This window comes from Alkalihalobacillus sp. MEB130, assembly GCF_032335535.1.
Taxonomy (GTDB): domain Bacteria; phylum Bacillota; class Bacilli; order Bacillales; family Bacillaceae_D; genus Halalkalibacter.
In genome coordinates this window covers 212,612-237,873 of sequence record NZ_JAOANA010000003.1, presented here as the reverse complement: position 1 = coordinate 237,873, position 25,262 = coordinate 212,612, and the positions used below count along the sequence as shown (strand labels likewise).

Sequence of the window (25,262 nt, the reverse complement as noted above, 5' to 3'; positions counted from 1 at the left end):
CGTGAAAACAGTGATATTACGTTATTCAACATCAAGATTCTAAAACCCTTCTTCCTATGAAAGAAGATGTAAGAAAAATCGTATTTTTTGTCGTACGTTACCTTTCACGTAGACTAGCCTGTCTTTCAACATGAGAAAACAAGCGTTTTACAGGATAATAAATGATTATGGCAAATACCATATTTAAGAGCATACTTGGCCAAAAGCGTTCATGAAAGAACATCAATGCTCCCATATCCGTAATTCCAATCAACCTGTACAGTCCGTATTGATAATACTCAAATAAAGAAAGCGCCGCTGCTACTAATACTAAATGCAACAAGAGAGAATCTTGTATTTGTTTATATGAATACGCAAATGCATAGCCAATGACACCAAATCCGAACATGTACACACCTAAAAGCTGGGTATACACAATGTCATAAATCAAACCAAATGCAATTCCATAAAGAATCGAACTATTACGACCAAAATGAATGCCAATAAAAACAACCATAACAACTAAAAATCGCGGAACGATTGTTACATCAATATCGTGATGAGACGGTGTGATAATTTGAAACAGAGTACCTTCTATTACCAATAACAAAAAGATGAATGCTGGGATATAGAAGCGACTCACGATGGTTCCTCCTCAAGTAACTCAGGCGCAAGGGATGTACTCGTTCGCTCAATAATGTAGACATAATCCAATGCATAAAAATCAGCCGTTGGTTCGATATAAGCATTCTGTGTCAATCCATACTCATCTGGTTCTACCCGAACGATTTCTCCAATTAAGAGCCCACTAGGATAGACGCCCCCTTTTCCAGAGGTCATAACCATTTGATTTTCTTCGATCTCCGCTTCAATATCGATCTTACGCATAATGAGTAACCCTGAATCAGCATCATATCCTTCAATAAACCCATACTCAGGTTGATCCATTGAGATCATGGCTGACACTCTGTTCGTACGATCATTATCCGATAAAAGTTGAATTCGAGAAGAGAACTCACTCACTTGTTTCACTTTACCAATTAGTCCACCTTTAGAATCGATCACACCCATATTCGGCTCAATTCCATCATCAGACCCTTTGTTCAACCCAATGTACTCGTCCCAGCGATCTGGACTACGATGAATGACAACAGCTGTTCTCATCAAGTAATCGTTCAAACTTTCTTCCAGTTCTAGCATATCTTTTAACGTATCATTTTCATTTCTAAGCAAATTTCGTTCAACCGAAATTTGGGCATATTCTTCTAGCCTTGCTTTTAGCAATTGGTTTTCTTCATAAATATGACGGATGTCCCGAACATTTCCAAAGAAACCCGCTACAGCGTATGCGGGTTTCGTAAAAATGGTCTGCACCCATCCAACAGCATCTCGTACGACTTGTTCTGGTCCGGTGACTTGTTCTCTGTCTGAACGCGAGTAACCGATTAAACCAACCAAAATGATAATGCTGACTAGAAGAATAATTAATTTTTTATTTGAAAAAAAGGATGGCATGCCGGACACCTACTTACAATTTTCTATCTGATCGTGACGTGATCCCCGCTTTTGAACGGAATAAGTGTAAATTCTCAAGCGCTCTTCCTGTACCAATTGCAACACAATCTAACGGATTCTCTGCAACAAGTACAGGCATGTTCGTTTCATCACTTAGGACACGGTCAAGGTTGCGAAGTAGTGCTCCACCACCTGTTAAAACAATACCTCGGTCCATAATATCTGCAGCAAGCTCCGGAGGAGATTGCTCTAACGTATTTTTCACAGATTCAATAATTGTTGCTACCGTATCAGCTAATGCCCCAGCAATTTCTTCTGCTGTCACCGTGATGGTTTTCGGTAAACCAGTTAATAAGTCTCGCCCACGGATATCCATGTCATCGACCCCTTCTGGAGCACCTGCAGAACCAATTTCTAGCTTTAGTGCTTCAGACGTACGTTCACCGATCATTAAATTATACTTTTTCTTAATGTATTGGATAATAGCTTCGTCCATTTCATCCCCAGCTACCCGAATCGATTGACTGGTTACAATTCCACCTAGAGATATGATAGCTACTTCCGTCGTACCTCCACCAATATCAACGACCATGCTACCCGTCGGTTCCCAAACTGGGAGGTCTGCACCAATAGCAGCAGCAAAAGGCTCTTCAAGTGTATAGGCTTCTTTCGCACCTGCTTGTTTCGTTGCATCTTCTACTGCACGTTTTTCTACCGCTGTAATCCCTGATGGTACACATACCATGACAGAAGGTTTACGCGTAAAAATAGAGCGGTTTTTTAGTGCTTGTTGAATAAAATATTTGAGCATCGTTGCAGTCGTATCAAAATCTGCAATAACCCCGTCTTTCATTGGTCTAACTGCAACAATATTCCCAGGCGTTCGACCAATCATATTTTTCGCATCGTTCCCAACCGCTTCAATGGAGCCAGTATCTGTACGTAATGCCACAACCGATGGCTCACGAACGACAATCCCTTTTCCTTTTACGTAAACGAGCGTGTTTGCTGTCCCTAAATCAATTCCAATATCTTTTGAGAACCCACCAAACATCTATGTATCTCCCTTCATACAAATCCGAAATCATAACCTTCATTATAACGAATAATCATAAAAAAAAATAGCCTAAGTTCCCCAAGTTTTTTTAAAAAGCTTCCTGGCCAAACCATTCATTGCCTTTTCCCCTTCAAAACGAGAACTTAATACCCAACTCCTTCATAGAAAAAGGGCAACATCCCTATGTTACCACTCTCTCTCTAGGATCGCTATCCTTAGAATAGCTTACTTCGTGACAATTTCTCGACTACCCACTCATTATATGACATATCCTTGTTCCTTCAGACTAACAAATTTACGATCACCGATAATGATATGATCAAGCAGTTCAATGCCTAACACTTTTCCGGACTCGGCTAACCTCTTCGTTACTTCAATGTCTTCTCGACTCGGAGTTGGATCTCCACTAGGATGGTTATGCAAACAAATGATAGATGCTGCCGATCGACGAAACGCTTCTTTAAAGACTTCACGAGGATGCACAATGCTTGCGTTCAAGCTGCCAATAAAAATGGTCTTCCTTATAAGCACCTGATTCTTTGTATTTAAATACAAGCAATCAAAATGCTCTTGGTGAAGAAAACGCATGTCCTCCATAACAAAATTGGACACATCCTCAGGAGAGCGAATAACATAGCGTTCATCGGTTTGTACATTATGAATACGCCTGCCAAGCTCAATGGCAGCAGCTAGTTCAACTGCTTTCGCCTCCCCAATTCCATTAATCGACCTAAGCTCTTCAATGGCCGCATCTTTTAATAAAAGCAAGCCATCAAATTTAGCTAACAGATGTTGCGCCACTTGTAATACCGATTCTTTCTTTGTTCCACTACGAAGGAGAATCGCGATAATCTCCTGGTTTGTTAATGCTTGAGCCCCTTCTTGTAACAACCTCTCACGCGGCCTTTCTCGAACGGGAACGTCTCGAATAAGAAATGATGAGTGAGACAGAGGAAACACTCCTTTCTACTGTGCACAAAAATGGAGATATTATGAAATGATTTACATGTTTGGGGTAATACCTAATTTTTTTAATTCTCTAACGGTTCGAGCTAAAGGCAATCCAACTACAGAAAAATAATCGCCAACAATTCGTTTCACTAAAAATGCACCAAACCCTTGAATGCCATAACTACCCGCTTTATCAAACGGCTCGCCACTTCGAATGTACATTTCCAGTTCCTCATCTGATAATGGATAGAACTCGACATCGGTTTTCTCATAAAACGTGACGGTTCCCTCACTTGAAGAAAGCGCTACACCTGTGTATACGCTATGAGTTTGACCAGATAACATTTGCAGCATGGACTTTGCATCGTTCGCGTCCTTTGGCTTGCCAAGAATATGCCTTCCAAAGGCAACAACAGTATCAGAACCAAGAACAATGGCATCTTTCTGATTAGACCAAACGTCTTCTGCTTTTTGTTTAGCTAATTGCTGCACAACTTCCTCAGGAGTTAATCCCTCCTCTACGATTTCTTCAACTGTACTCGTTTCGATGGAAAATGAATAATGAGCTTGTTCTAGTAGCTCTTTACGCCTCGGGGAACCTGAGGCTAAAATGAAAGATTTCATGAAGGGGTCACCTCTACAATTTTGTTTTTCTTTATTGTACAGGGTTAAAAGTAGAATACCAAATTCTTCATCCTCAATCAGTAGGTATGGCAGATAATCAAACAGACGCAAACAGCAAAAAGGATGAATCCTAGTGATGATTCATCCTTTCTTCGATTATCTCAATGCCTCAACAACGAGCTCATAATTAACTAACGCATCTAAAAGAGCTTGCTGAGATTTCCATAATTCATCTTCTTCCTTTGAATCAACATACGCTGCAAGCTTTTTTCCTGCTAAGACTAGATTATCTCCTAACGCCAATGCATGATCTTGAACGGATTGATCCATGTTTACAAAAGCTTGATCACGATCTGCTTGCAAACTTGCCGTCGCTTGATCTAGTTGACCGATTCGCTCAGCCGTTAATAAAGAACCTCCTCCAAACCCATCAACTGTTAATTGAAGTAATTCTTTATAATGAGAAATGGCATTTGTAAACCATGCCGTAACTTCATCAGCTTGTCCTGTAACCGCTTGTCCATCAACTTGATATGATTTCAAATACGTATCTTGCCCATATCCTTCATACAAAGAACCTATTCTTGTCGCTTGGGCTCGGTCTCCTCCTGCCCCGATAAACATATAAATTGGATCCGTTGTTTGAGTTAACGTAGCAGCTAACCCTTGCTCTTGTATCTTCTCAACAATTTCAAGACCAGTTGACTGTTCTCCAAACGCTCCACCTTGAACAACTTCAAGTGTTAAAACAGGAAGAGAATTTTCTCCTGGTTCAGAGAACGTTGGGATTGCCCCAGTTGTTTCACTCGTCTCAGCAATGCTTCCTGTGTTCCCTGTAAATACAGTTAAAACCATAAAACCAAGACTGAGTCCAACCACCACTGCCGAGAACAACGCGACAACTAGCATGACCGGAAATTTCGGTTTATTTCTATAAGGAGAAGGTTTCTTTTTTCTTTTAAATGGTAGTTTCGGACTTTTCTCGCTAAATCCGTCGTCCCAATATGGTTGATCATTTCGTTTTCTTTCTTCTTGTCGTTTCCCAAAATCTATGATGTTATCTGGTTGAGGAATGATTTCTGCATCATCTACTATTTCGTCACGAGCCGCTCCAATTTCATCTTTGCTATTTGAATCTACCTGTCGCTCTTTTACCTTCTGTTCTTTGCCATTTAAGCGGACCGATATAGTTTGTTTTTTTTCTTCTTCCACGAACGTCACTCCTCTCTTCTAGCCTTCTTACTTCTATTCTATTAAAAATGATCACTAGATAGAACTTAAATCTGGAGTTTTTTTCAATAGTATTTTCCATTTTAAACTTCCTATGAAAAGGATCACGAAAAGGAAATCAAAAAAAGACAAAGTCTAGTAGTGACTTTGTCTTTTTTCTCATAAAAATAGTTGTAAATACCAATGAATCAATTGACTCCCAAAGAAGTAACAAGTTAATGCCGCTAAAACAATAAAAGGTCCAAATGGAAACGGGGTCCCTCTTTTGACCTTCCCAGTAAGCAACCCAATCACTCCGTAGATGGCTCCGTAAAAGGAAGAAAGGACTAAAGTAAGAAGCGTAAGTTGAAACCCCAGTACAATACCAATGACTCCAAAGAGCTTAATATCTCCTCCTCCCATTCCACCGCGACTAACAAGCGCAATCAACAATAAAACGAGAAATCCTGATATTGCGCCCAAAAGGAAATCCCACCATGGATCTAGAGGGGCAACGAACACTCGTAATAGAATGAGAATCGGTAAGAAACATAATAGGATTTTATCTGGGATGATCATGTAACGGATATCAGTAACCGTGATAATGATAAGCATAGAACAAAATAACAAAGAGACGAGCAGTTCATAACTTAATCCAAACGTTAAGAAAGAAAACAAAAATAGCAATCCTGTTGTGAGTTCCATAAAAGGATAGATAGGAGAGATTTTCGTTTGACACCCTCTGCATTTTCCTTTAAGAAACAAGAAAGAAAAAACAGGGACCAAGTCTTTGCCCGTTAGTGTTCTAGAACACGTCGGACAATAAGAACGCGCAGGAGAGAGAATAGACTCCTTTTTAGGTACACGTATCCCAACAACATTATAAAAAGACCCTAGTATCAAGCCCAAAACGAAAAAATAAAAAGCTAATACCACTTCCATCGCAACGCCTCCTTCATTCAACCATTCAATTTATCAAATTTGATTGTAGATGGAGTACATAGGAAGAAGGGCAGCAAGTAAGATCACTCCTACGATCAAACCTAATAATACAATCATAACGGGCTCAATAATTGAACTAAGCCTTGATGCCATTTGTTCTACATCATCTTCATAAAAATCAGCTATTTTTTCTAGCATGACATCTAATTGTCCTGTTTCTTCACCGACTTTGATCATATGAGTTACAATTGGTGGAAAAACCCAGCTTTGTGATAAAGGCTTGGACAAACTCTCCCCACTTTGCAGTGATTCCTTTGAAGATGACAACACTCTTCCTACTACCTCATTATTGGCAATTTCTGAGCTCATTGATAATGTTTGCAACACGGGAACCGAACTAGCAAATAAAGATGCCATTGTTCGCGTAATTCTAGCCATAATGGTTTTTTGAATTAAAACTCCAAAAATGGGTATTCGCAACTTTATTAAATCAAGCATATAGCGTCCTTTTGGCTTCTGCTTGACTGCTATAAAAGAAAGAACTCCTAATAAAACAAATAAGAGGACTACATACCACTGCTGCAGCAAGAAATCTGAAATTGCAACAATGATCAAAGTCGGCAGAGGCAATTCTCCCCCAGCTTCTAATAACGTTTCTAACATCGATGGAAGCACAACCGTTAACAAAAGTATGACCACAATCACAGCTACAATTGAAACCGCGATTGGATACATGAGAGCCGTTTTTACTTTTTCCCTAACTTTCCTCTCTTTTTCGTAAAATGTAGCCAAGCGGTCCATGACTTTCTCGAGATCTCCACTAACCTCTCCGGCCAAAACCATATTCACAAATACACGATCAAAAATTTTCGGGTACTGCTTACAGCACTCAGATAACGGTTTTCCTGAACTTAGATCAAGATAGACTTCTCCAAGGGCCTTTTTAAAGACTTTTGATGTGGTTTGATCAGAAAGAATTTTAATAGAATCAGCAATGGTTGTGCCCGCACGTAACAACGTTGCCAGTTGCCGGCAAAAAAGGACAAATTCTTGATTTTTAACAGGTCTTCCTAATGAAAGCTCTGTGTTAAGAAACGTTTGCTTTTGCTCTTTTAACTCTGAAATATACAGACCTTTGACCTTTAATTCCTGTAAGGCCGCTTCATAGGAGGTCGCATTGATCTTGCCTTTTAATTCTTTCCCCGATTTTGAGTTAAAACCTTTATATAGAAAGAGCATCTGGTTTCTCCCTTTCCTTCCAATAATTAAACATGATGGTCCCAACCTGGTACATATTCATCAGCGTCCAAAGGAGTCACTTGGCCAGATTTAACTAATTCAGTTACTGCCATATTCATCGATTGCATTCCCTTTGCTCTATTTGTTTCAAGGACGGTTCTTAATTGATGAGTCTTTTCTGAACGAATTAAATTGGCAACCGCGCTGTTATTTACGAGTATCTCTAATCCAGCAACACGTCCAGAACCATCAGCCAAAGGAAGCAACCGCTGTGTAATGACTCCTGCTAAAGTGCTTGCTAATTGAGTACGTATTTGTTGTTGTTGCTCTCCTGGAAACACATCTATAATTCTCTCAATCGTTTGTGATGCACTAGATGTATGAAGGGTTGCTAACACTAAATGCCCTGTTTCAGCTGCCGTAATTGCTGTTCGTATCGTATCAAGATCTCGCATTTCCCCAACTAAAATCACATCCGGATCTTGACGTAACGCTGCCCGTAATCCAATGGAAAAAGACTGACTATCTAGTCCAATTTCACGCTGGTTCACCAAGCTTTTTTTGTGATTATGCAAATATTCAATTGGGTCCTCTAACGTTAAAATATGCTTACTATAATTTGAGTTAATAAAATCAATCATTGCCGCTAATGTCGTTGATTTTCCACTTCCCGTTGGCCCTGTCACAAGTACTAAGCCTTGTGTTTGTTTTGACAAAGAACGTACGATTTCTGGAAGCTGTAACTTTTCCAACGATGGAATCATGCTGTTTATCGTTCGACAGACGATTCCGATAGCTTTTTTCTGTTTAAACATATTCACACGAAAACGACAAACCTTTTTTAACTCATAGGAAAAATCAATTTCTCCTATTTCTGAAAATTGTCTGAACTGCTCTTCTGACGCGATTTGTTTTGCTAGCTCTAGCATATTGTCTCTAGTCAGCTCTTGGGTGCCTACTTTTTTTAGGGATCCATTTATACGTACAATAGGTGTTGTCTGTATCGTTAAGTGAAGATCTGAAGCACCATTTTGATAGGCAAATTCTAATAGTTTATCTATCTCCATATCTGTCCCCCATCCTCTTTACTCGACTGTCACTCTATAGACCTCTTCAAGTGTTGTTAAGCCTTGAGAAACTTTCATTAATCCGTCCTCAAACATCGTAACGAACCCTCTTTGCATCGCGTATTGTCGGTACGCGCTATCTCCATTTCGTTGAGCAATTAACTCACGTAACTGATCATCAAGTGGCAACGTTTCTTGAATCGCTATTCTTCCTTTGTATCCCGTATTACTACAAATTGGGCACCCTGTCCCTTTCACGATTGAATCCATTTTCATGCCTCTTTGTATGAAGAGCTCTTTCTCTTCAGAAGACAACTCATGTGGCTCTGTACAAGATCCACATACTTTTCGTACCAATCGTTGCCCAATGACCCCAATGAGTGAAGAAGAAATAAGAAAAGGTTCAACACCCATGTCCATTAACCGACTAATCGAGCCAATCGCATCATTCGTATGCAATGTACTTAATACTAAATGTCCCGTCATAGCAGAACGAAGAGCAATTTCGGCTGTTTCAGTATCTCGTATCTCCCCGACCATGATAATATCTGGATCTTGACGCAAGATCGAACGTAATCCTGTTGCAAACGTCATTCCAATATTCGAATTGACTTGCACTTGATTTATTCCTTTTTGTTGATATTCAACCGGATCTTCTACGGTAATAATATTTACATCATCCGTATTCAAATGCTGAAGAGCAGTATACAACGTCGTAGATTTCCCTGAACCGGTTGGCCCAGTTACTAAGACAATTCCATATGCACTTCCAATCATATTTCGAAAGGCTTTCTCATTTGATGGAGAAAACCCTAATTTTTCAACACCAAAAGAGACATTCCCAACGTCTAATAAACGGAGAACTACTTTTTCCCCAAATAAAGTTGGTAAAATGGCAACACGAATATCAATCTTTTTCAAGTCAACATCCATTTTAAACCGTCCATCCTGAGGCAACCTACGCTCAGCAATGTTTAATTTCGTGAGGATTTTAATACGAGAAACAAGAATATTTTGCATATCCCTCGGCAATGTACGTTCCGTTCGAAGTACTCCATCTACTCTAAATCGGATCACGGTTTCAAATTCATGTGGATCAATATGAATATCACTTGCTTCTAGCTGAACAGCTTGGTAGATGATTTGATTTATCATTTTGGCAACTGGTGAATCATCTGCTTGTTGGGCTTCTAAAAAGGCTGGATCATCTTCTCGTATGCTCATCTCGTTTAGTAGCTGCTCAATTGACTTTTGCATTCCGTAATAGCGATTTATCGCTATTTTTAAGTTTTCTTTTTTCGCAATAAGTGGTTCAATTTGAAAACCGGTACTTAATCGTAAATCATCAATAGCAAAATAGTCTAACGGATCAGACATCGCCACGTTCAATCGATCTTTGTTTCGTTTAATCGGGATAACGTTATATCGTCTTGCCAAATCTTCATTGATAATGTTAATAATTTTCGGATCAATTTGCTCTCTATTTAAATCAATTTGAGGAATGCCAAGTTGATACTCTAATACTTCAATTATTTGCTGTTCCGTCACCAAGTTCATTTCTATAAGCTGATCGCCTAGTCGGAGATTGGATTGCTTTTGTTCTAACAATGCTTGAGATAATTGATCTTGCGTGATGACGTTAGCCTCTATTAAAATATCTCCTAGTCTTTTTCGTTTCTGACTCAACTGACTATTCCTCCTCACATATAGTAAATAGCTTATGATTTATTCTCGTTACTTGCTTAATCTCGCGAAAGAACAAGGCCTTGTTCTCCTTCTATAAATTCTTCAAAGTCTTCGGAATAATAAGCTCTTATCCAAACGTTAGCGGTCAGCTGACTATTATTCGTTGTATAAGTGAAATTTTGAATATGAACGGCTCGTCTCATGTTCTCCACTTCCTCCACAAACAACGTAACCGCCTCTTCATCTCCAGTAAATTGGACATTCACATCAACGGGGGACAAGGTCAAATGATGAATCTCTTCTAATTCGCTACTCATTGCTGTAATCACATCATTAGAAAAAATTCCTTCCCACATTCTGTAATCCTTATGATCCAATTCATTTAATTGTGATTGATTGAGTTCTTCTATTTGACTTTCTTGAATTCCACTTTGCTCTTCTACATCATTAGATAGAAGACTAATTGTAAGGTTACTAACTGTGACGTTCGCACTATGTTCGATTCGTTCCAAGTCGGCGATGAGTTGTTCAACATGTGCCCTTGGTGGAACACTAGAAAAAAAGCTGTCTTTTTTCTTAGGATCTACTGCTTGGGGCTGAAGTTGATTGATCACCGATTCCGCTTTTTTCACTTCTGAATTGGTCGCTTGCCATTCTTGTTCTTTGGCTGTGTGTTCCAGCTGCAACGGTCTAACCAAACTAAATTGAATAGCCGCTAACAAAACCAGTAACAATAAGATCATTAATAAAATCGTCTGTTGTTTCGCTTTTACCCACTCTTTCACTGTTTGTCACCTACTAAACTATTAAGCTCCACGTGCAACAGAGAGCGAAATCCATTTTGTTCTACTAATGAAATGGTTTCAATTTTTGCATCCATAACCATATCCACATGTAGCAGTCGATTTAAATAGATCGCTGCATCTTCTTTTGAAGAGAAGGTTACAACCATCGTAACATTCCCCGCATGATCATAATCGTACTCATTTACTTCTGTTTCAGTTGGGAGGAATGAAAACAACTCTTTTCGAATAACTGTTGCATCTTGATAAATCGAGTGTAATACATGTTCCAGCTGAGTATAGTGATCAACAAAATTATACGCTGTTGTACCTGTTTGCTTTTCCAATAATTCTACATTTAGTTCATCTAAGTAAGCCGTTTGTTCCTCTACATTTGCCCCCAACTTAGCAACCGAACTCGACAAATGGATAAAAGAAACAGTTACATATATTGCTAGAAGAAAAATCATTACGGCCCCTGCAACCGGGATGATTAAAACTGTACTGTCTTTTCTCTCTGTTTTTTGAGGTAATAGATCTATGTTAATTTTCACAGTTGCCGCTCCTATCTTACGAAACAGTCTTTATTTTTTATTCTTCCACTTCTTATTCACTTTTTCATTGCCACGACATGCAAGGCCAATAGCGACACTAAAAGCATCTAAAGAGGCTTCTGTTTTAAAGTCAGGTGAAAGGATCGCTTGAAAATCAATTTGAGATACTTCTGTCTCTACCGCTTGTGCTAAGCCTTCTTTTACTTGATCAGCTAACTCCCCCGTTAAAACAATTCGTTCAAATAATTGCTCCCTTCCTCCTAGGGAATATCTGAAAAAGTTTTGTGCCTTCGTTATCTCATTCGTAATGTCAGTGATAAGTTGTTGAGAAGATGGTACCATGTTATCTCCTTCTGTCTTTGTAACAGCCACTTCATCACGAGCCTCATCAACCAGCCAGAGTACTTCATCAGAATGTTGTTCATCAGACAGTTCATGTACATCGGCAAGCTCAATTGAGCGTGAGAAAATGATGATTTCATCATTAAAAATATGAATTTCAATACTATCGTTTGAGACGTCAACAATCATGTGAGTTTCTGCTACCCAATTAGGATGTGTTTGGTATACTAGACGCTGTAATGCCAACCCTCTCATTTCAGCTGTTAATGGCTTAATTCCTGCTCCTTCACATACTTCCATTAAATCAGTCGAGAGTTCCTTTGAGGTGGCAAAAAAGAGAATCTCACTTTTCCTATCTACACTTTCCGCTGCTTCTGCAAATAACAAATCTTCTTTTATTTGATCGGTTCTATTAGATTCTTCAAAAGAACCAATTTTAACAAAGTCATAGATTGGATTTTCAAATGGCAAAACGATGCTTTCCCCTAGTTGAAACTTAAGGATTTTTGCTAATTCATTCTCTTTGATATCAGGAAGAGACCGTATTTTTCGAATAAGCGTATGTTCAGTTGGAATGACAAAATGTCCTTTCTTCGCATCCCCTTTCCCCTTCTGAAGATCTTCTAGTAAAAGGGAGAGCTCTTGCTTCTCTTTTATACGACTGTTTTCAAAGAAAGGTTTATCTGAAAGAGTTTGCCTAACCTCCATCACTATAGGTTTGTCTCGTTCCATTTTAACAATCGCTTGATACAATTTCCGTGGTCGAAAATCAATTCCCGTAAACACGCTTTTTTTAAATAACATACATCCACCTCCGTACCCTCTCTATTGCCTTACTGTCTGATAATCTATATTTCCAAAAGAAGAACTCCATGGATGAGCAGCCGCATCAAAGTAATCAACCGTTGTTGGACCATCACACTGCAGGAGCCCAATTAAGGAACAAGAAATTCCTTTTGCTTCCCCAGAATACCGTTGATTCCCAGTTGTCTGGAATTTCTTTGCAATCATTCCCGAATTTACAACAAAGTCATTGTTACCTCCACCCGTTCTCGAAAATTGATCTAATACAATTAATGCCCCATTTACTTCTACTCTTGGATTTCCTGCAAGAGAGAAATCTTCCGCAATGAGAATACCATCAATAATTAACGTATCTTCATTATTCCCAACCCCACCGTACTCTACTTTTTTTGCAAAAACAATGGAATTAGATGGAACTCGCACGGTACCAGTACTGTTTCCTGTTCCCCCAATGCTAATCGGATAATGTCTACCTTGTGAAAACGTATGAGAACTTGAGATTTTTAAATTCTGATTATAATTCCATGCATTTGTCGGGGTATAATTTAAATACTGTAAAATTTCATCTAATTTAATGGTTGATAGTACTTTATTGTTCTCAAAAACATTTAACTCATCGTGTGTATGCCGACTATTTTGCCCATACTCGAAACTTGACGTATATCGAATAGGCCCGCTTAAAAATTGACCTGACTGTTCAATTATGGGCCTTTGTTCTTTCTTTACCGTTACTGTGAGCTCTCGTGCTACAATAGATGGCCCATCCGCATAATTCGCTTTTAAAGTTGCTTTATATGTTTCAGAGTCTATTTCTATTTTCGTTATATCAACTTTAACGGTCCTCTCACCTATCACCTTTGAAGAAGGAATGACTCCGTCTTGCAAGTAAAAATAGGGACCTACCTGCTGAATTTGAATTTCATTTCCTGCCCCATCTTTTACGACGTTTCCATTTCCATCAAGCAAATCTACATGATTTCCTCGGTATGACTCCATCTCATGAAGGACAAGTCTGAGCGCCCCTTCTGCTCTGTAAAACTCTTCTTGCGTTTCTACATTGGTTTCTATTGAATTTTTGCTATGTACCGTCACCTTCACGAGCATGGGAGCGGCAATTGAAAAAAGGACAATCACAACTAAAACGGTAACGAGAGCGCCCCCATATTGAGAAGATAAAAGAGTTTTCATATTCATTCGCTCACCTCATTTACAAACCTCGAATAGTGAATCGTCGACTCTAGCACGATCGAAGCGCGAGGTTTTGTAATTTCGAGCTTAACTTGGGTACTTGAATCAGATTCCGTTACTATAAACGTTTCAATCGATTGTGATAACACGCGGCCGTTTGCCCCAGGAAGCCTCATGTTTCCAAGAGTACCTTCCTTTTCATAAATCAACCAAACCGTCTCGTTTTTGACTAGTTTCATATTCGAATCCGATTCCCCAACCCATCTAGCATCGTCTCGCATTTTCTCTGTCATATATTCCATAATGCGCCTTGCTTCTATTTGCACTTCATTTTCTGCAATCACTTGTCTCTGGCCATCCATCGTATAGGAAATTAAGGAATAAGCAACTGGGAGAAACAACCCTAAAATCACAATAACAACCAACACTTCTACTAGCGTAAATCCTCTTTGATTCATCACGGCGTTCTCACCACCGTTACCAGTTCAATTTCGTTTTCACGAGCAACCTCGTTTGAACCGTTAGATACCGTTGTTTCATTTAATACTTTGACCGTCACTTCATGAAACGGACCTTCATAATCAGTAACACGAACGATGACAACGACTTCGTCATGCACGGCAGAGTTACTATAAAGGTTAGTAAGAAGCGTGTATCCACTACACTGACCTTCCATATTACTCCAACAATACTGTCCGATCCCAAGTGTTGGGGTTTGATGAACCACTTTTTCCATTACTTCTTGGGCAACATACGCTATATTCGTTTCTTTCCCCTGACTTTGCGAAACCGTAAGAGTGCTCACCATGAGAGTAACAAGAGGTACAACAATGATACCTGCAATAACAATGGCGACTAGCAACTCAATCAATGTCATACCTTTCTCGTTGTTCATGGTGTGTCCTCCTGTATATTTCTTAGATCAGTTCTTGCAACTATAGAAGAACAATAGTTTTATACTATGTATAAAACAATTTTTATTTTTATAAATAATAGAAAACTATTGTTTGAAAAAAGATGCCGCCACAAAAGGTGGCAGCACATCAAAACTAATCTTATTCCCCATCATTATCAAAATAGCCTTCTATTTGATTTAGGTCATCACCGATATGTTCTTCTATTATATCGAGTTGTTCATCAGACCTATCAATCCAACTAATTACGTTAGGTATTAAAATTGCAGCAAGTAGACCTAAAATCACAATAACAACTAATACCTCAATTAACGTAAAACCGCGTTGATTGTTCAATCCAAGTCGTTTCGTTAAAGCTTTCATCATTCGATGTTCCTCCCTGTTTTACGGAAATATATATCTTTAAGAGTGAAGCTCTTAAATACAAAAGTAGAATGCTAGTTATACCATAAAAAAAGGCCCAAACAAACCAAAGTAATGGTTGTAAAGGCCGGTTGCACCACTCGCTCCGTACGACTTAGGTGCCCAGTTACAAGTCGTATTTCATAGCTCCTTAAATATCATTTGTAGTTATTAAGAACTGGTTAAAATATACCATAATGTGTTTATTTATAGCAATAAAATCTTTTCGGTAAGAATAACCAGATAAATACAGTACATAAGACCCGGTTATTATCTAACTGTATTCATCTTACCAGGTTCATAAATTTTTTCAACATATTTCTATCTTTTTTGCAAGTTGTTTTGGTTTCCGTTATATTGCGCTCTATATATAAATAAATAGACAATCCACAGGAACATTCCTTACAAAAACCATCATATCTTCTCATACATAAATGCAGACTGATGCCACTTCTCCCTAACAGATGAGATAAAATATAATGAACCGGCTACAACTAACATTTCATCCTCACGTAGCGATCGTACTTCTTCTGTTAACGCTAGTTCCCAATCATCATTGTATTTCTTTTGTAATACTTGAGCTTGTTCAAATAGGGTTTGGCTCTCAGCTGCTCGAAAGAACTCAAAGCTAGTAAATGTGAAAGTAGCGTTCATCTTTTCAAAAGGCTTTAATAATACACTCATATCCTTTTCTTTCGTAGCCGCTAGTAAGAATCGGTAAGACTTTTCTGGATAATGCAGTTCAAGTGTTTTGGATAAGGATTCGAATCCTTCTTTATTATGAGCTCCATCAAGAATAATGAGAGGATTGTCACTAATTTGTTCAAACCTACCTGTCCACGTTGTGGCATGCATTCCAGAATAAAAGGCTTCTTCACTTACATAAAAGTCTGCATGGTTCGCGAGTAACTCAATTGCTTTAAACGCAACAGCCGCATTTTGTCTTTGATGCGGACCTGGCATTTGAATCCTTACATCATTGTACTTAGTCGATACGCTTTCTAATGTAAAAACTTGAACTCTTCCATCAACAACAGACAAACGTTCTGAAAAATCCGTTCCTAACTGGTAAAAGGAAGAATGACTTTTGTTAGCTGTATCCTCTATTAGTTGCTGCGCCACTTTTTGGGAAACACCTGAAACAATTGGCACGTTCTCTTTAATAATGCCAGCTTTTTCAGACGTAATTTCCTCCAACGTGTCCCCTAAAATGTGCATATGATCAAACCCAATCGAAGTAATAACCGATACAAGAGGTGTGATGACATTCGTCGAGTCAAAACGACCGCCTAATCCAACTTCGACTAAAGCAATGTCTGGCTTAGCGACGTTTGCAAAGTAATCAAACATGATGGTTGTAATGACTTCAAATTCAGTTGGGCTTCCTAGTTCGGTTTGTGCTAGTTCCTCTACAAGAGGTCGAACACGATTCGCCCCAGCGACAAGAGCCTCTTCTTCAATTGGTTTCCCATTAATCGAAATTCGCTCTTCAAAACACTCAATAAACGGAGATGTAAATGTTCCCACTTTATATCCAGCCGCTTCTAGCACATGCCTCATAAAGCTGACCGTTGAACCTTTTCCATTTGTTCCACCGATATGAACGGTTTTTAGCTTTAATTCAGGATTATCTAAACGCTCCAGCATCCATTCCATTCGTTTTAAACCAGGTTTTATTCCAAATGGCAACAAGCTATGTATCCATGCAATGGCTTCTTCTCCTGTTTTCATCGCTTCATCCCTCCAGTCTCTAACGTTCCGCTCTCTCTTTTCCTTGTTTCATAATAACGTAGAATGTTGTCGATTTAAAGTAGCACATTCAATCATATAAAAAAAAGAAAGTCCAAAATTGGACTTTCCTTCCTTCTATGCCTTAAGCTCTGCAATTCTAGCTTGAACCGTTTCGCGTTTCTCTATATAGTCTGCTTGTTTCGCTTTTTCTTCTTCTATGACTTTCTCTGGTGCTTTCGCGATAAAACCTTGATTTCCTAGTTTCTTTTCAACTCGCTCTACTTCTTTATTTAGCTTTTCAAGTTCTTTTTCTAGTCGAGCAATTTCTGCATCTAAATCTAGCAATCCTGCTAGTGGCAAGAATAATTCAACACCACTTAATACCTGTGACATCGATTTTTCAGGAGCTTTTACACCTGTGCCAATTTCAAGTTTGCTTGGGTTACAGAATTTTTCAATATAGCTTTGACCTCGAGTTAATTTCCCAAGAACATGATCGTCTTTCGCATGAACGAGCAATTCAATTTGCTTGCTCATTGGAACATTTAGTTCTGCTCTTGTATTTCGAACAGAGCGGATAATTTCTTTTAAAAGCTCCATATCTTCGACAGCGTCTGTAAAGATGTACTCTTCTTTTTTCTCTGGCCAAGGTGCAATGGTAATTGATTCGCCTTTATGCGGCAAATGTTGCCAAATTTCCTCGGTAATAAATGGCATCATCGGATGAAGGAGTCGCATTGTCTGATCTAATACATAAGCTAGAACAGATCTTGTCGTTTTCTTCGCTTCTTCGTCTTCTCCGTATAATGGCAACTTTGCCATTTCAATGTACCAATCACAGAAGTCATCCCAGATAAAGTTATATAAAAGACGTCCAACTTCACCAAATTCATACGCATCAATTAGACGTGTTACATCAGCGATTGTTTCTTGTAAACGAGTAAGAATCCATTTATCAGCAATCGTCTTTTCACCACTTAAATCAATTTCCTCATACTTTAAGCCTTCCATGTTCATTAGAGCGAAACGAGAGGCGTTCCAAATCTTATTTCCAAAGTTCCACGTTGATTCGACTTTTTCCCAGTAGAATCGCAAGTCATTTCCCGGGGAACTACCGGTAGATAAGAAGAATCGTAATGAATCGGCACCGTATTTGTCGATAACATCCATTGGGTCTACCCCGTTCCCAAGTGATTTACTCATCTTACGGCCTTCTGAGTCACGAACAAGACCGTGAATAAGTACATCATCAAATGGACGTTTGCCTGTAAATTCAAGTCCTTGAAAGATCATACGAGATACCCAGAAGAAAATAATGTCATACCCCGTTACTAAAACATTCGTAGAATAAAATCTCTCATAATCAGGAGATGTTTCGTCTGGCCATCCCATTGTTGAAAACGGCCATAAAGCAGAACTAAACCACGTATCTAAAACATCTTCATCTTGTTTCCAGTTTTCTGCATCTTCAGGCGCCTCGTGTCCAACATACACTTCCCCTGTTTCTTTATGATACCAAGCAGGAATTCGATGTCCCCACCAAAGTTGTCTGGAAATACACCAATCACGAATGTTTTCCATCCAGCGTAAGTATGTTTTTTCAAAACGGTCCGGCACAAAGTTAACTTTGTCTTCTGAGTTTTGCAAATCAATCGCCGCATCAGCAAGTGGTTGCATTTTTACAAACCATTGCGTTGATAAATATGGTTCTACAACTGCCCCACTACGCTCAGAGTGACCAACAGAATGCATATGCTCTTCAATTTTGAAAAGAATGCCTTCTTCTTGTAAGTCTTTAACTAGTTGTTTACGGCATTCAAAGCGATCCATTCCTTGGTATTTTCCTGCTTTGGCATTCATCGTTCCATCCTCATTCATAACTAGAATGCGCTCAAGGTTGTGACGGTTTCCAATTTCAAAATCATTCGGGTCATGTGCTGGTGTAATCTTCACTGCACCTGAGCCAAATTCCATATCAACATAGTCATCTGCGACAATCGGAATTTCTCGACCTGTAATTGGGAGGGTAACCGTCTTTCCAATCAAATGTTTGTAGCGCTCATCTTCTGGATGAACGGCCACTGCTGTATCACCAAGCATCGTTTCAGGACGAGTGGTTGCCACTTCAATGGAGCCACTTCCGTCTGTTAACGGATAGTTCATATGATAAAATGCACCTTGAACATCTTGATAGATTACTTCGATGTCTGATAGAGCTGTTTTCGTTTGTGGATCCCAGTTAATAATATATTCGCCTCTGTAGATTAAGCCTTTTTCATAAAGCTTAACGAACACTTCGCGAACTGCTTTTGACAAGCCTTCATCTAATGTGAATCGTTCACGAGAGTAATCAAGTGAAAGCCCCATTTTTGACCATTGGTTGCGAATGAACGATGCATATTCTTCTTTCCATTCCCAAGATTTCTCTAGGAATTTTTCGCGTCCTAAATCGTAACGACTTAGTCCTTCTTCTTTTAGTTTCCCTTCTACTTTTGCCTGAGTCGCAATACCGGCATGGTCCATTCCTGGTAGCCAGAGCGTGTCATAGCCTTGCATTCTTTTTACTCGGGCAAGAATATCTTGCAACGTTGTATCCCATGCATGACCTAAATGCAACTTCCCTGTTACGTTTGGCGGGGGAATGACAATGGAGTACGGTTGTTTCGATTCATCGCCAGTTGCTTCAAAAAATTTCCCATCTTTCCAAAACGAATACCATTTTGCTTCTGTTTCTTGCGGATTGTACTTTGTAGGCATCGTTAGTTTTTCATCACTCATTCGTTCTTCCTCCTTAAATTCAAACAAATAAAAAAAACCCCTCCATCCAAAGGACGAAGAAAGTTTGCTCGCGGTACCACCTTTGTTTGCAACACAAAAAAGTTCATGTGCTACACACTCAATCTGATAACGGTCAGTGGCCGGCTATCCTTACATGTCGTTGACGTTTCACGATAGCTGCTCCTAGGCGACATTCAAATCGTACATCTTAAGAAATCTCTCAGCTACTGATTTCTCTCTCTGAAAGGTTCGGATTTTACTCTTCCTATTCAAGGCAGTTCTTTATGTTTTTATATTTTATCTCGAATTTGGTTCATTCGTCAATAAAAGCATCGCCTATTTTTTTCGTTTCTATACCTTTTCGTTTTCATTGTAGGCTTTTGCCTAAGTGCTTGCACATCTATTAGATTCGTGCATACCGTAAAGTATGGAGTCTATTGAAAGAAGGTGTTACGATGCGTCGACGTTTTGGGCGTTTCCATCATCATCACCATAACCGCCCAGGTTGGTGGCTAAAAATACGAGCGATCTTTGCACAAATTCTCGTTCCTCTCATTTGTTTTCAATTATTACGCACGCTTCTTTTGCCAACTACTTTTGATATGATACTACTTACACTCATGATCGTTATGTACTTTTCCATTACTTTGCGTCTAATATAAAAAAAGAGATTGTCTCATAAGAATCTGACCCCCTTCCCTATTTCAGTACAGTTCGTTCCTATACTGGTTACTCGGGGGTCTGAAACTTGAATTGAAGACAACCTCTATTATTGATCAGCTTGCATTTCTTGTTGTGCTTGCTGCTCTACGACAATTAGCTTTTGCGTTAATCTCTGAACTCTGCGCATCGATGTTAAACGCTTTTCTAACCTTTGCACATGCTCAAATTCTCTTGCAGAACCTTTGTTCTTTAAATATGAATCTACAGCAAACGCAATCGGCTCTGGAAAATTTAAATAGGCACACATCAAATGTTTTTCTTCTTCTAGCAATGGCAAGTGTCTTTCATAGTTAACAAACCATTGCAATACCTCTTCTTCCACCCAATAAGCATGCTTAAAGCTATACCTACAGAAACTAGCTAAATCTCTTGACGGAGTATCAATTCCGGCTCGCTCAAAATTGAGCAATAATGGCTCATTGTCTGCTGTAAAAAAGGAGTGTGAGCGATTGACACGGCCGTGACAAAGAACTGTTCGATATTTCTCTTTTTCTAAACACGTTTCATACCATTTTTTTAAATGTTCTTTTGCTACTTCAGCCATTCGATCGAGCATAAAGGCATGAGTGATAAAGGTCAGTTCAAACGGTGACATATATGTTTTTTGTTCTGCTTGATCGGCAAATCGTTTTAATTCAAGTTGTCTCATTTCCCAGCGTTGAAGAAGTTGATTGTATGCTTCCTCAACATGATCTTTTACAAATGGTTGTGTTTTTACCGTCAGACGATGAATAACTCCTAATTGAGAAGCAAGCTTCTGTTCTTGAGACTCTCTTGCCGTGTATTCGACTCTCTCTACCCATGGCATTAAATAATACGTATTTGTTCCAGTGGAAAGAGTATATTCTCCATATTTGTTCGGCAAAATCGGAATCGCTTTATTGTACCCAAGCTTTGTTAGTTTACGAAGTGCATGAACGAAATCATCTGCCTGATGTCTGCTCATGGTCGTTTCCTTTAACGCGAAAACACCGTGATTCGTCGTTATTTTTTTTATTTTCCCAAAATCTTCAATTGTTTGAGGATAAAGATCATAATAAAAGAGCACCGAATCATAAGGAGATTGTGCTTGCATCATTGTGGTAACACCTTCTTTTTCTCATCTATCACTGAGCTAATCACTTGAACAAGCTCCTTTGAACGTTCCCAATCTTTTGTCACTTGCTCTAACGCTTCTTCTATTTCCTGATTAGTAGCTTCCCGATTTGTCACTCTCGTAAGGTGGTCGAGCTCATACGGCTGTAAACATTCAATTAACAAGTATAACGCTTGATCTCTCGAGACTTTGTCATGATCGACTATCTCTGTTACTAAGCGTATAACAGAGTCCTTCCCATACTCATCAAACCATTTTCCTAAAAACGTTCGAAGTGAAGAGTAGCCTTCTTCAGGATAATGCTTCGTACCAAACCAAATCATGACATCATACACTTTTTTTGCTTGATCTGTTGATTCAAATGGATCTATGACAGGAAGTTTTTCTTCGGTTACTTGTTTTTTTAGTGCCTTTGCTTTGTTCATCCGATACTCTGATTCTTGAAGTAACGAACGAATATACGTCTTATGTTTTTCTTTTACATAAGGCAACTGTGAGTAAAGCGAACGAAATTGAGGTTCTTTACTACTTACTTTTCTCACTTCTGTAGCAGTTTCTAACCCATATCCGATCATTGCTCCAATCATCTGAGCAACTTTGCGTTCGACCGTTACGACATTTAGTTGTTGATCCACTTCATCGTGAACGGTTACCCATCCATCTTTCCATTCAATTGCAGCTTCCTGATCCTTATTTCTAATCATTCGGTCGGCAAGCATATAGGGCGTGACACTACACTCGTCACGCCACGTTATATGCCAATCAAGGAGGGCTTTATCGGACCAATAGCGCAACCTTTTTTGACCATGATCAGTTTCAATCAATGCTTCATTTACAAATTTTACGTTTCGCCATTGATAATTCTCCTTAAGCCAATCCAACAATTCCATGTTGTAGCTCCTTTATTTGGACTCGACACTAACCGGTATATAAAGGATTTGCCCCTCTTCCACTTGCTCCCCTTGCAAGCGATTCATTCGAATAATTTGACTTGTGCTAATTTCGTACCGATCAGCAATCGTGTCCAAAGATTCGTTTTCTTGAATGATACACATTCTCCACTTAGAAAATCTTTCTTCACCTTTTGAAAGCATTTTTGTTAAATAGAGAGCATTCTCTTCTCTAGGGGTTGGTGCTTTCGCTTCGACTTCAGCGTCTCCTTCTGCGTCTGCTTCAGGTCGATCTTCTGCTACTGGTTCTGTTGCAATTTCCTTAAGTGGAGCAAGGTTAATTTTCGTTTCAGGTTGAGCTGGCGCTTCTCTCACTTCTTCCACTATCTCTTCTACTTCTTCCTCTACTGATTCTATCTCTTCATAAACGGGTTCAGTAGATTCAGTTGCGTCCTCTTCTACTTCTTCTAGTCTTGCTACCTCTTCTCTTTCAGATGTAGCCTCAAGCTCTACTTCTTTACGCGAATCATAAGATGTCAAAGTAGGTTCCTCCTCTTCTTGTTGCGCATACATTCTAGATGATGGAGACCCCGCCCATGCTGGTTTTTTTTCTTCCGGCTGATAAAACGAATGAATCGGAGATGAAGCCGATGTTTGAGCTGGTGATGCTGGTTTTGGTGCAGAAGGTGGTGTATAGGACACTGGTTCCTCTATTTCTTCCTTTTGTACCACTGGTTCTTGTCTGGCAAGTTCTGGTTCGGGACGTTTTTTCGCCTCAAATGAAAATGCAGTTGGTACTTGTTCTTCTTCTTCTGACACTTCTGCTTTTGCAGCTGCTGCTTTTTCAATTTCTTTTTCTATGCGCTTTTCATATGTTTCTTGTTGCTGTGTCATCCCTGAAATACTAATATCAGCTGTTAACTGGATGCAACTTTTCTCAGGAAGATCATAATCAAATGAGTCCACCTCTACATAAACATCATCAAGATTTTGAATGCGGCTTAACGGAATTGTCACATCAATTGGGAAAAAATGTTTAATTTGTCCAGATCCATCTGCGGCGATTGTTACGTCACCTGCAGAACGAAAGGATACTTGCTGTTCAAGCGTTTGGCTGTTATCAGCTTTCGAATCATCAGTACCAGTAGGACGATATTCCCCAACGAGACGTAAGCCACCCCTAATAAATACATGATGATCTTTTTCTTCGATAACAATTTCGGGCTCAAGAGACATTCCTAATATCTCCTCTACTTCTTGGCCTTTATTTAACCAAACGGATTCCTCAATTGAAAATGATAACTTAGACGGGTGTTCTTGTGTCACGTTGCATTCCTCCTCATCGTATTCTCTAACTTCTGCTACGGTCATAGTCAGTACAATATCACTCTATGACAAGTTCTCTATCAATATGCAAGAAAATGAGAAGTTGCAAATAAAAAAGCCTATTCGCTTTATCTATATTTTCATATAGAAGCGAATAGACTTTTCATTATTTCAATTTAGAAAAAGCAATTTCAGCAGCAGCAATCGTTTGATCAATGTCTGCTTCTGTATGTTTGGTTGATAAGAACATTCCTTCAAACTGAGAAGGTGGAAGAGAAATGCCTTGATTTAACATCTCTTGGAAATAGGTTGCAAAATAATCAAGGTTTGACGTAGACGCTTTTTCAAAATTTGTTACTTTCTCATCTGTAAAAAAGAATCCAACCATTGATCCTGCACGGTTAATCGTATGTGGAATTTCGTGTTTTTTCGCTGCTTCAGATAATCCGTTTGCTAGACGTTCAGCCAACTGCTCGAAACGATGGTAGTCTTCCTCTGTTAACTGTGATAACGTTTCATAGCCTGCTGTCATCGCAAGTGGATTTCCTGATAACGTACCCGCTTGATAAATGGGACCACTTGGCGCAATTTGCTCCATAATTTCACGTTTTCCACCATATGCGCCTACAGGTAAACCACCACCAATGACTTTGCCTAAGCAAGTAAGGTCAGGTGTCACGCCTAGTTTCCCTTGAGCACAATGATAACCAACACGAAAGCCAGTCATCACCTCATCAAAAATGAGAAGGGTTCCATTCTCTTCTGTAATCTTACGAAGCTCATCAAGAAAACCTGGTTCTGGAGGAACAACACCCATGTTTCCAGCAACAGGTTCAACAATCACACCTGCAATGTCATCTCCGAATTCGTTAAAGGCATAACGAACACTTTCTAAATCATTGTAAGGTACCGTTAATGTGTTTTTTGCAACAGATTCTGGTACGCCAGGACTATCAGGTAATCCAAGTGTAGCTACACCTGAACCAGCTTTAATTAGCAAAGAATCACCATGTCCATGATAACAGCCAACAAATTTTAAGATCTTATTTCGTCCTGTATACCCTCTAGCTAAGCGAAGAGCACTCATGGTAGCTTCCGTTCCAGAATTAACCATACGAACGACCTCTATGGACGGCACTCTGTCAATTACTAATTCAGCCAGCTTCGTTTCAAGCTCATTCGGTGCACCAAAGCTTGTCCCTTTTTCCGCTACTTCTTTTAATGCTGCTACCACTTTTTCATCGGCATGCCCTAATACGAGCGGGCCCCATGACAAAACATAATCGATGTACTCGTTCCCATCGATATCATAAATTTTCGAACCTTCTCCACGTTCCATATAAACAGGATCCATTTTCACTGATTTAAAGGCACGAACGGGACTGTTAACCCCACCTGGCATTAATGGTTTTGCTTTTGCAAATGCTTCTTTTGATTTTGTATATGTACGCATCTCTCTTCTC

General features: G+C 39.3%; 24 protein-coding genes, 1 riboswitch and 1 other annotated feature. Of the genes, 1 reads left to right on the top strand and 23 read right to left on the bottom strand.

All coding sequences use genetic code 11. From position 1 onward, the window contains the following. Nucleotides 1–97 precede the first annotated feature (97 nt). The 19 genes from mreD to N0O92_RS04625 all read right to left on the bottom strand — a co-directional run bounded on the left by mreD (nt 98) and on the right by N0O92_RS04625 (nt 19,764). A complete protein-coding gene (gene mreD / locus N0O92_RS04715; protein WP_315613495.1) occupies nt 98–622 on the bottom strand; it encodes a rod shape-determining protein MreD in 525 nt (174 codons plus the stop codon). Beyond that, the gene (gene mreC, locus N0O92_RS04710; RefSeq protein WP_315613494.1) at nt 619–1,494 is read right to left on the bottom strand and encodes a rod shape-determining protein MreC; all 876 of its coding nucleotides are present in this window, start codon (nt 1,492–1,494) and stop codon (nt 619–621) included. Before mreC ends, mreD begins: the two co-directional genes overlap by 4 nt. Before the next feature lie 13 nt (nt 1,495–1,507). Next, on the bottom strand, nt 1,508–2,548 hold the full coding sequence (locus N0O92_RS04705) for a rod shape-determining protein (protein WP_315613493.1): 1,041 nt from the start codon (nt 2,546–2,548) through the stop codon (nt 1,508–1,510). 261 nt (nt 2,549–2,809) lie between these two features. Next, nucleotides 2,810–3,502 (bottom strand): RadC family protein, encoded by a 693-nt coding sequence (radC, locus tag N0O92_RS04700; protein ID WP_315613622.1) that lies wholly within the window; start codon nt 3,500–3,502, stop codon nt 2,810–2,812. Between the two features lie 51 nt (nt 3,503–3,553). Further along, nucleotides 3,554–4,126: a Maf family protein gene (locus tag N0O92_RS04695; protein ID WP_315613492.1), complete on the bottom strand. Its 573-nt coding sequence runs from the start codon at nt 4,124–4,126 to the stop codon at nt 3,554–3,556. Between the two features lie 156 nt (nt 4,127–4,282). Beyond that, entirely contained in the window at nt 4,283–5,338 is a 1,056-nt protein-coding gene (locus N0O92_RS04690) for a hypothetical protein (protein ID WP_315613491.1), read from the bottom strand. A 177-nt stretch (nt 5,339–5,515) separates the two neighbouring features. Further along, nucleotides 5,516–6,277, bottom strand: a complete 762-nt coding sequence (locus N0O92_RS04685) for a prepilin peptidase (RefSeq protein WP_315613490.1) — start codon at nt 6,275–6,277, stop codon at nt 5,516–5,518. Nucleotides 6,278–6,310: 33 nt separating this feature from the next. Continuing rightward, nucleotides 6,311–7,516, bottom strand: coding sequence for a type II secretion system F family protein (locus N0O92_RS04680; RefSeq protein ID WP_315613489.1), 1,206 nt, complete (start codon nt 7,514–7,516; stop codon nt 6,311–6,313). Nucleotides 7,517–7,542: 26 nt separating this feature from the next. Beyond that, nucleotides 7,543–8,583 carry a type IV pilus twitching motility protein PilT gene (locus tag N0O92_RS04675; RefSeq protein WP_315613488.1) on the bottom strand — a complete coding sequence of 347 codons (1,041 nt, stop codon included), beginning with the start codon at nt 8,581–8,583 and terminating at the stop codon, nt 7,543–7,545. An 18-nt stretch (nt 8,584–8,601) separates the two neighbouring features. After that, on the bottom strand, nt 8,602–10,269 hold the full coding sequence (locus tag N0O92_RS04670; protein ID WP_315613487.1) for a GspE/PulE family protein: 1,668 nt from the start codon (nt 10,267–10,269) through the stop codon (nt 8,602–8,604). 56 nt (nt 10,270–10,325) lie between these two features. After that, nucleotides 10,326–11,054: a hypothetical protein gene (locus N0O92_RS04665; protein WP_315613486.1), complete on the bottom strand. Its 729-nt coding sequence runs from the start codon at nt 11,052–11,054 to the stop codon at nt 10,326–10,328. Next, nucleotides 11,051–11,605 carry a hypothetical protein gene (locus N0O92_RS04660; RefSeq protein WP_315613485.1) on the bottom strand — a complete coding sequence of 185 codons (555 nt, stop codon included), beginning with the start codon at nt 11,603–11,605 and terminating at the stop codon, nt 11,051–11,053. Before N0O92_RS04660 ends, N0O92_RS04665 begins: the two co-directional genes overlap by 4 nt. A 30-nt stretch (nt 11,606–11,635) precedes the next feature. Continuing rightward, the gene (pilM, locus tag N0O92_RS04655) at nt 11,636–12,751 is read right to left on the bottom strand and encodes a type IV pilus biogenesis protein PilM (RefSeq protein ID WP_315613484.1); all 1,116 of its coding nucleotides are present in this window, start codon (nt 12,749–12,751) and stop codon (nt 11,636–11,638) included. 21 nt (nt 12,752–12,772) lie between these two features. Beyond that, complete coding sequence (locus N0O92_RS04650) at nt 12,773–13,945, bottom strand: hypothetical protein (RefSeq protein WP_315613483.1); 1,173 nt, start codon at nt 13,943–13,945, stop codon at nt 12,773–12,775. After that, a complete protein-coding gene (locus N0O92_RS04645; RefSeq protein ID WP_315613621.1) occupies nt 13,942–14,397 on the bottom strand; it encodes a prepilin-type N-terminal cleavage/methylation domain-containing protein in 456 nt (151 codons plus the stop codon). Before N0O92_RS04645 ends, N0O92_RS04650 begins: the two co-directional genes overlap by 4 nt. Continuing rightward, nucleotides 14,397–14,834 carry a type IV pilus modification PilV family protein gene (locus N0O92_RS04640; RefSeq protein ID WP_315613482.1) on the bottom strand — a complete coding sequence of 146 codons (438 nt, stop codon included), beginning with the start codon at nt 14,832–14,834 and terminating at the stop codon, nt 14,397–14,399. Before N0O92_RS04640 ends, N0O92_RS04645 begins: the two co-directional genes overlap by 1 nt. Before the next feature lie 160 nt (nt 14,835–14,994). Next, complete coding sequence (locus N0O92_RS04635) at nt 14,995–15,219, bottom strand: type II secretion system protein (RefSeq protein ID WP_315613481.1); 225 nt, start codon at nt 15,217–15,219, stop codon at nt 14,995–14,997. Nucleotides 15,220–15,332: 113 nt separating this feature from the next. Next, a riboswitch (cyclic di-GMP riboswitch) is annotated at nt 15,333–15,415 on the bottom strand. Nucleotides 15,416–15,669: 254 nt separating this feature from the next. After that, complete coding sequence (locus N0O92_RS04630) at nt 15,670–16,986, bottom strand: bifunctional folylpolyglutamate synthase/dihydrofolate synthase (RefSeq protein ID WP_315613480.1); 1,317 nt, start codon at nt 16,984–16,986, stop codon at nt 15,670–15,672. 135 nt (nt 16,987–17,121) lie between these two features. Then, the gene (locus N0O92_RS04625) at nt 17,122–19,764 is read right to left on the bottom strand and encodes a valine--tRNA ligase (RefSeq protein WP_315613479.1); all 2,643 of its coding nucleotides are present in this window, start codon (nt 19,762–19,764) and stop codon (nt 17,122–17,124) included. 46 nt (nt 19,765–19,810) lie between these two features. Then, nucleotides 19,811–20,046 (bottom strand) — a binding site (T-box leader). Nucleotides 20,047–20,219: 173 nt separating this feature from the next. On the opposite strand from N0O92_RS04625, the gene N0O92_RS04620 reads away from it, so the two are divergent. Further along, complete coding sequence (locus N0O92_RS04620; protein WP_315613478.1) at nt 20,220–20,426, top strand: hypothetical protein; 207 nt, start codon at nt 20,220–20,222, stop codon at nt 20,424–20,426. Between the two features lie 107 nt (nt 20,427–20,533). On the opposite strand, the gene ysxE is transcribed toward N0O92_RS04620, so the two are convergent. From ysxE to hemL, 4 genes are all read right to left on the bottom strand, one after another. Beyond that, nucleotides 20,534–21,565, bottom strand: coding sequence for a spore coat protein YsxE (ysxE, locus tag N0O92_RS04615; RefSeq protein ID WP_315613477.1), 1,032 nt, complete (start codon nt 21,563–21,565; stop codon nt 20,534–20,536). Then, the gene (locus N0O92_RS04610) at nt 21,562–22,473 is read right to left on the bottom strand and encodes a hypothetical protein (protein WP_315613476.1); all 912 of its coding nucleotides are present in this window, start codon (nt 22,471–22,473) and stop codon (nt 21,562–21,564) included. Before N0O92_RS04610 ends, ysxE begins: the two co-directional genes overlap by 4 nt. A gap of 12 nt (nt 22,474–22,485) precedes the next feature. Then, entirely contained in the window at nt 22,486–23,799 is a 1,314-nt protein-coding gene (spoVID, locus tag N0O92_RS04605; protein ID WP_315613475.1) for a stage VI sporulation protein D, read from the bottom strand. Nucleotides 23,800–23,965: 166 nt separating this feature from the next. Next, on the bottom strand, nt 23,966–25,252 hold the full coding sequence (hemL, locus tag N0O92_RS04600; protein WP_315613474.1) for a glutamate-1-semialdehyde 2,1-aminomutase: 1,287 nt from the start codon (nt 25,250–25,252) through the stop codon (nt 23,966–23,968). Nucleotides 25,253–25,262: the final 10 nt, after the last annotated feature.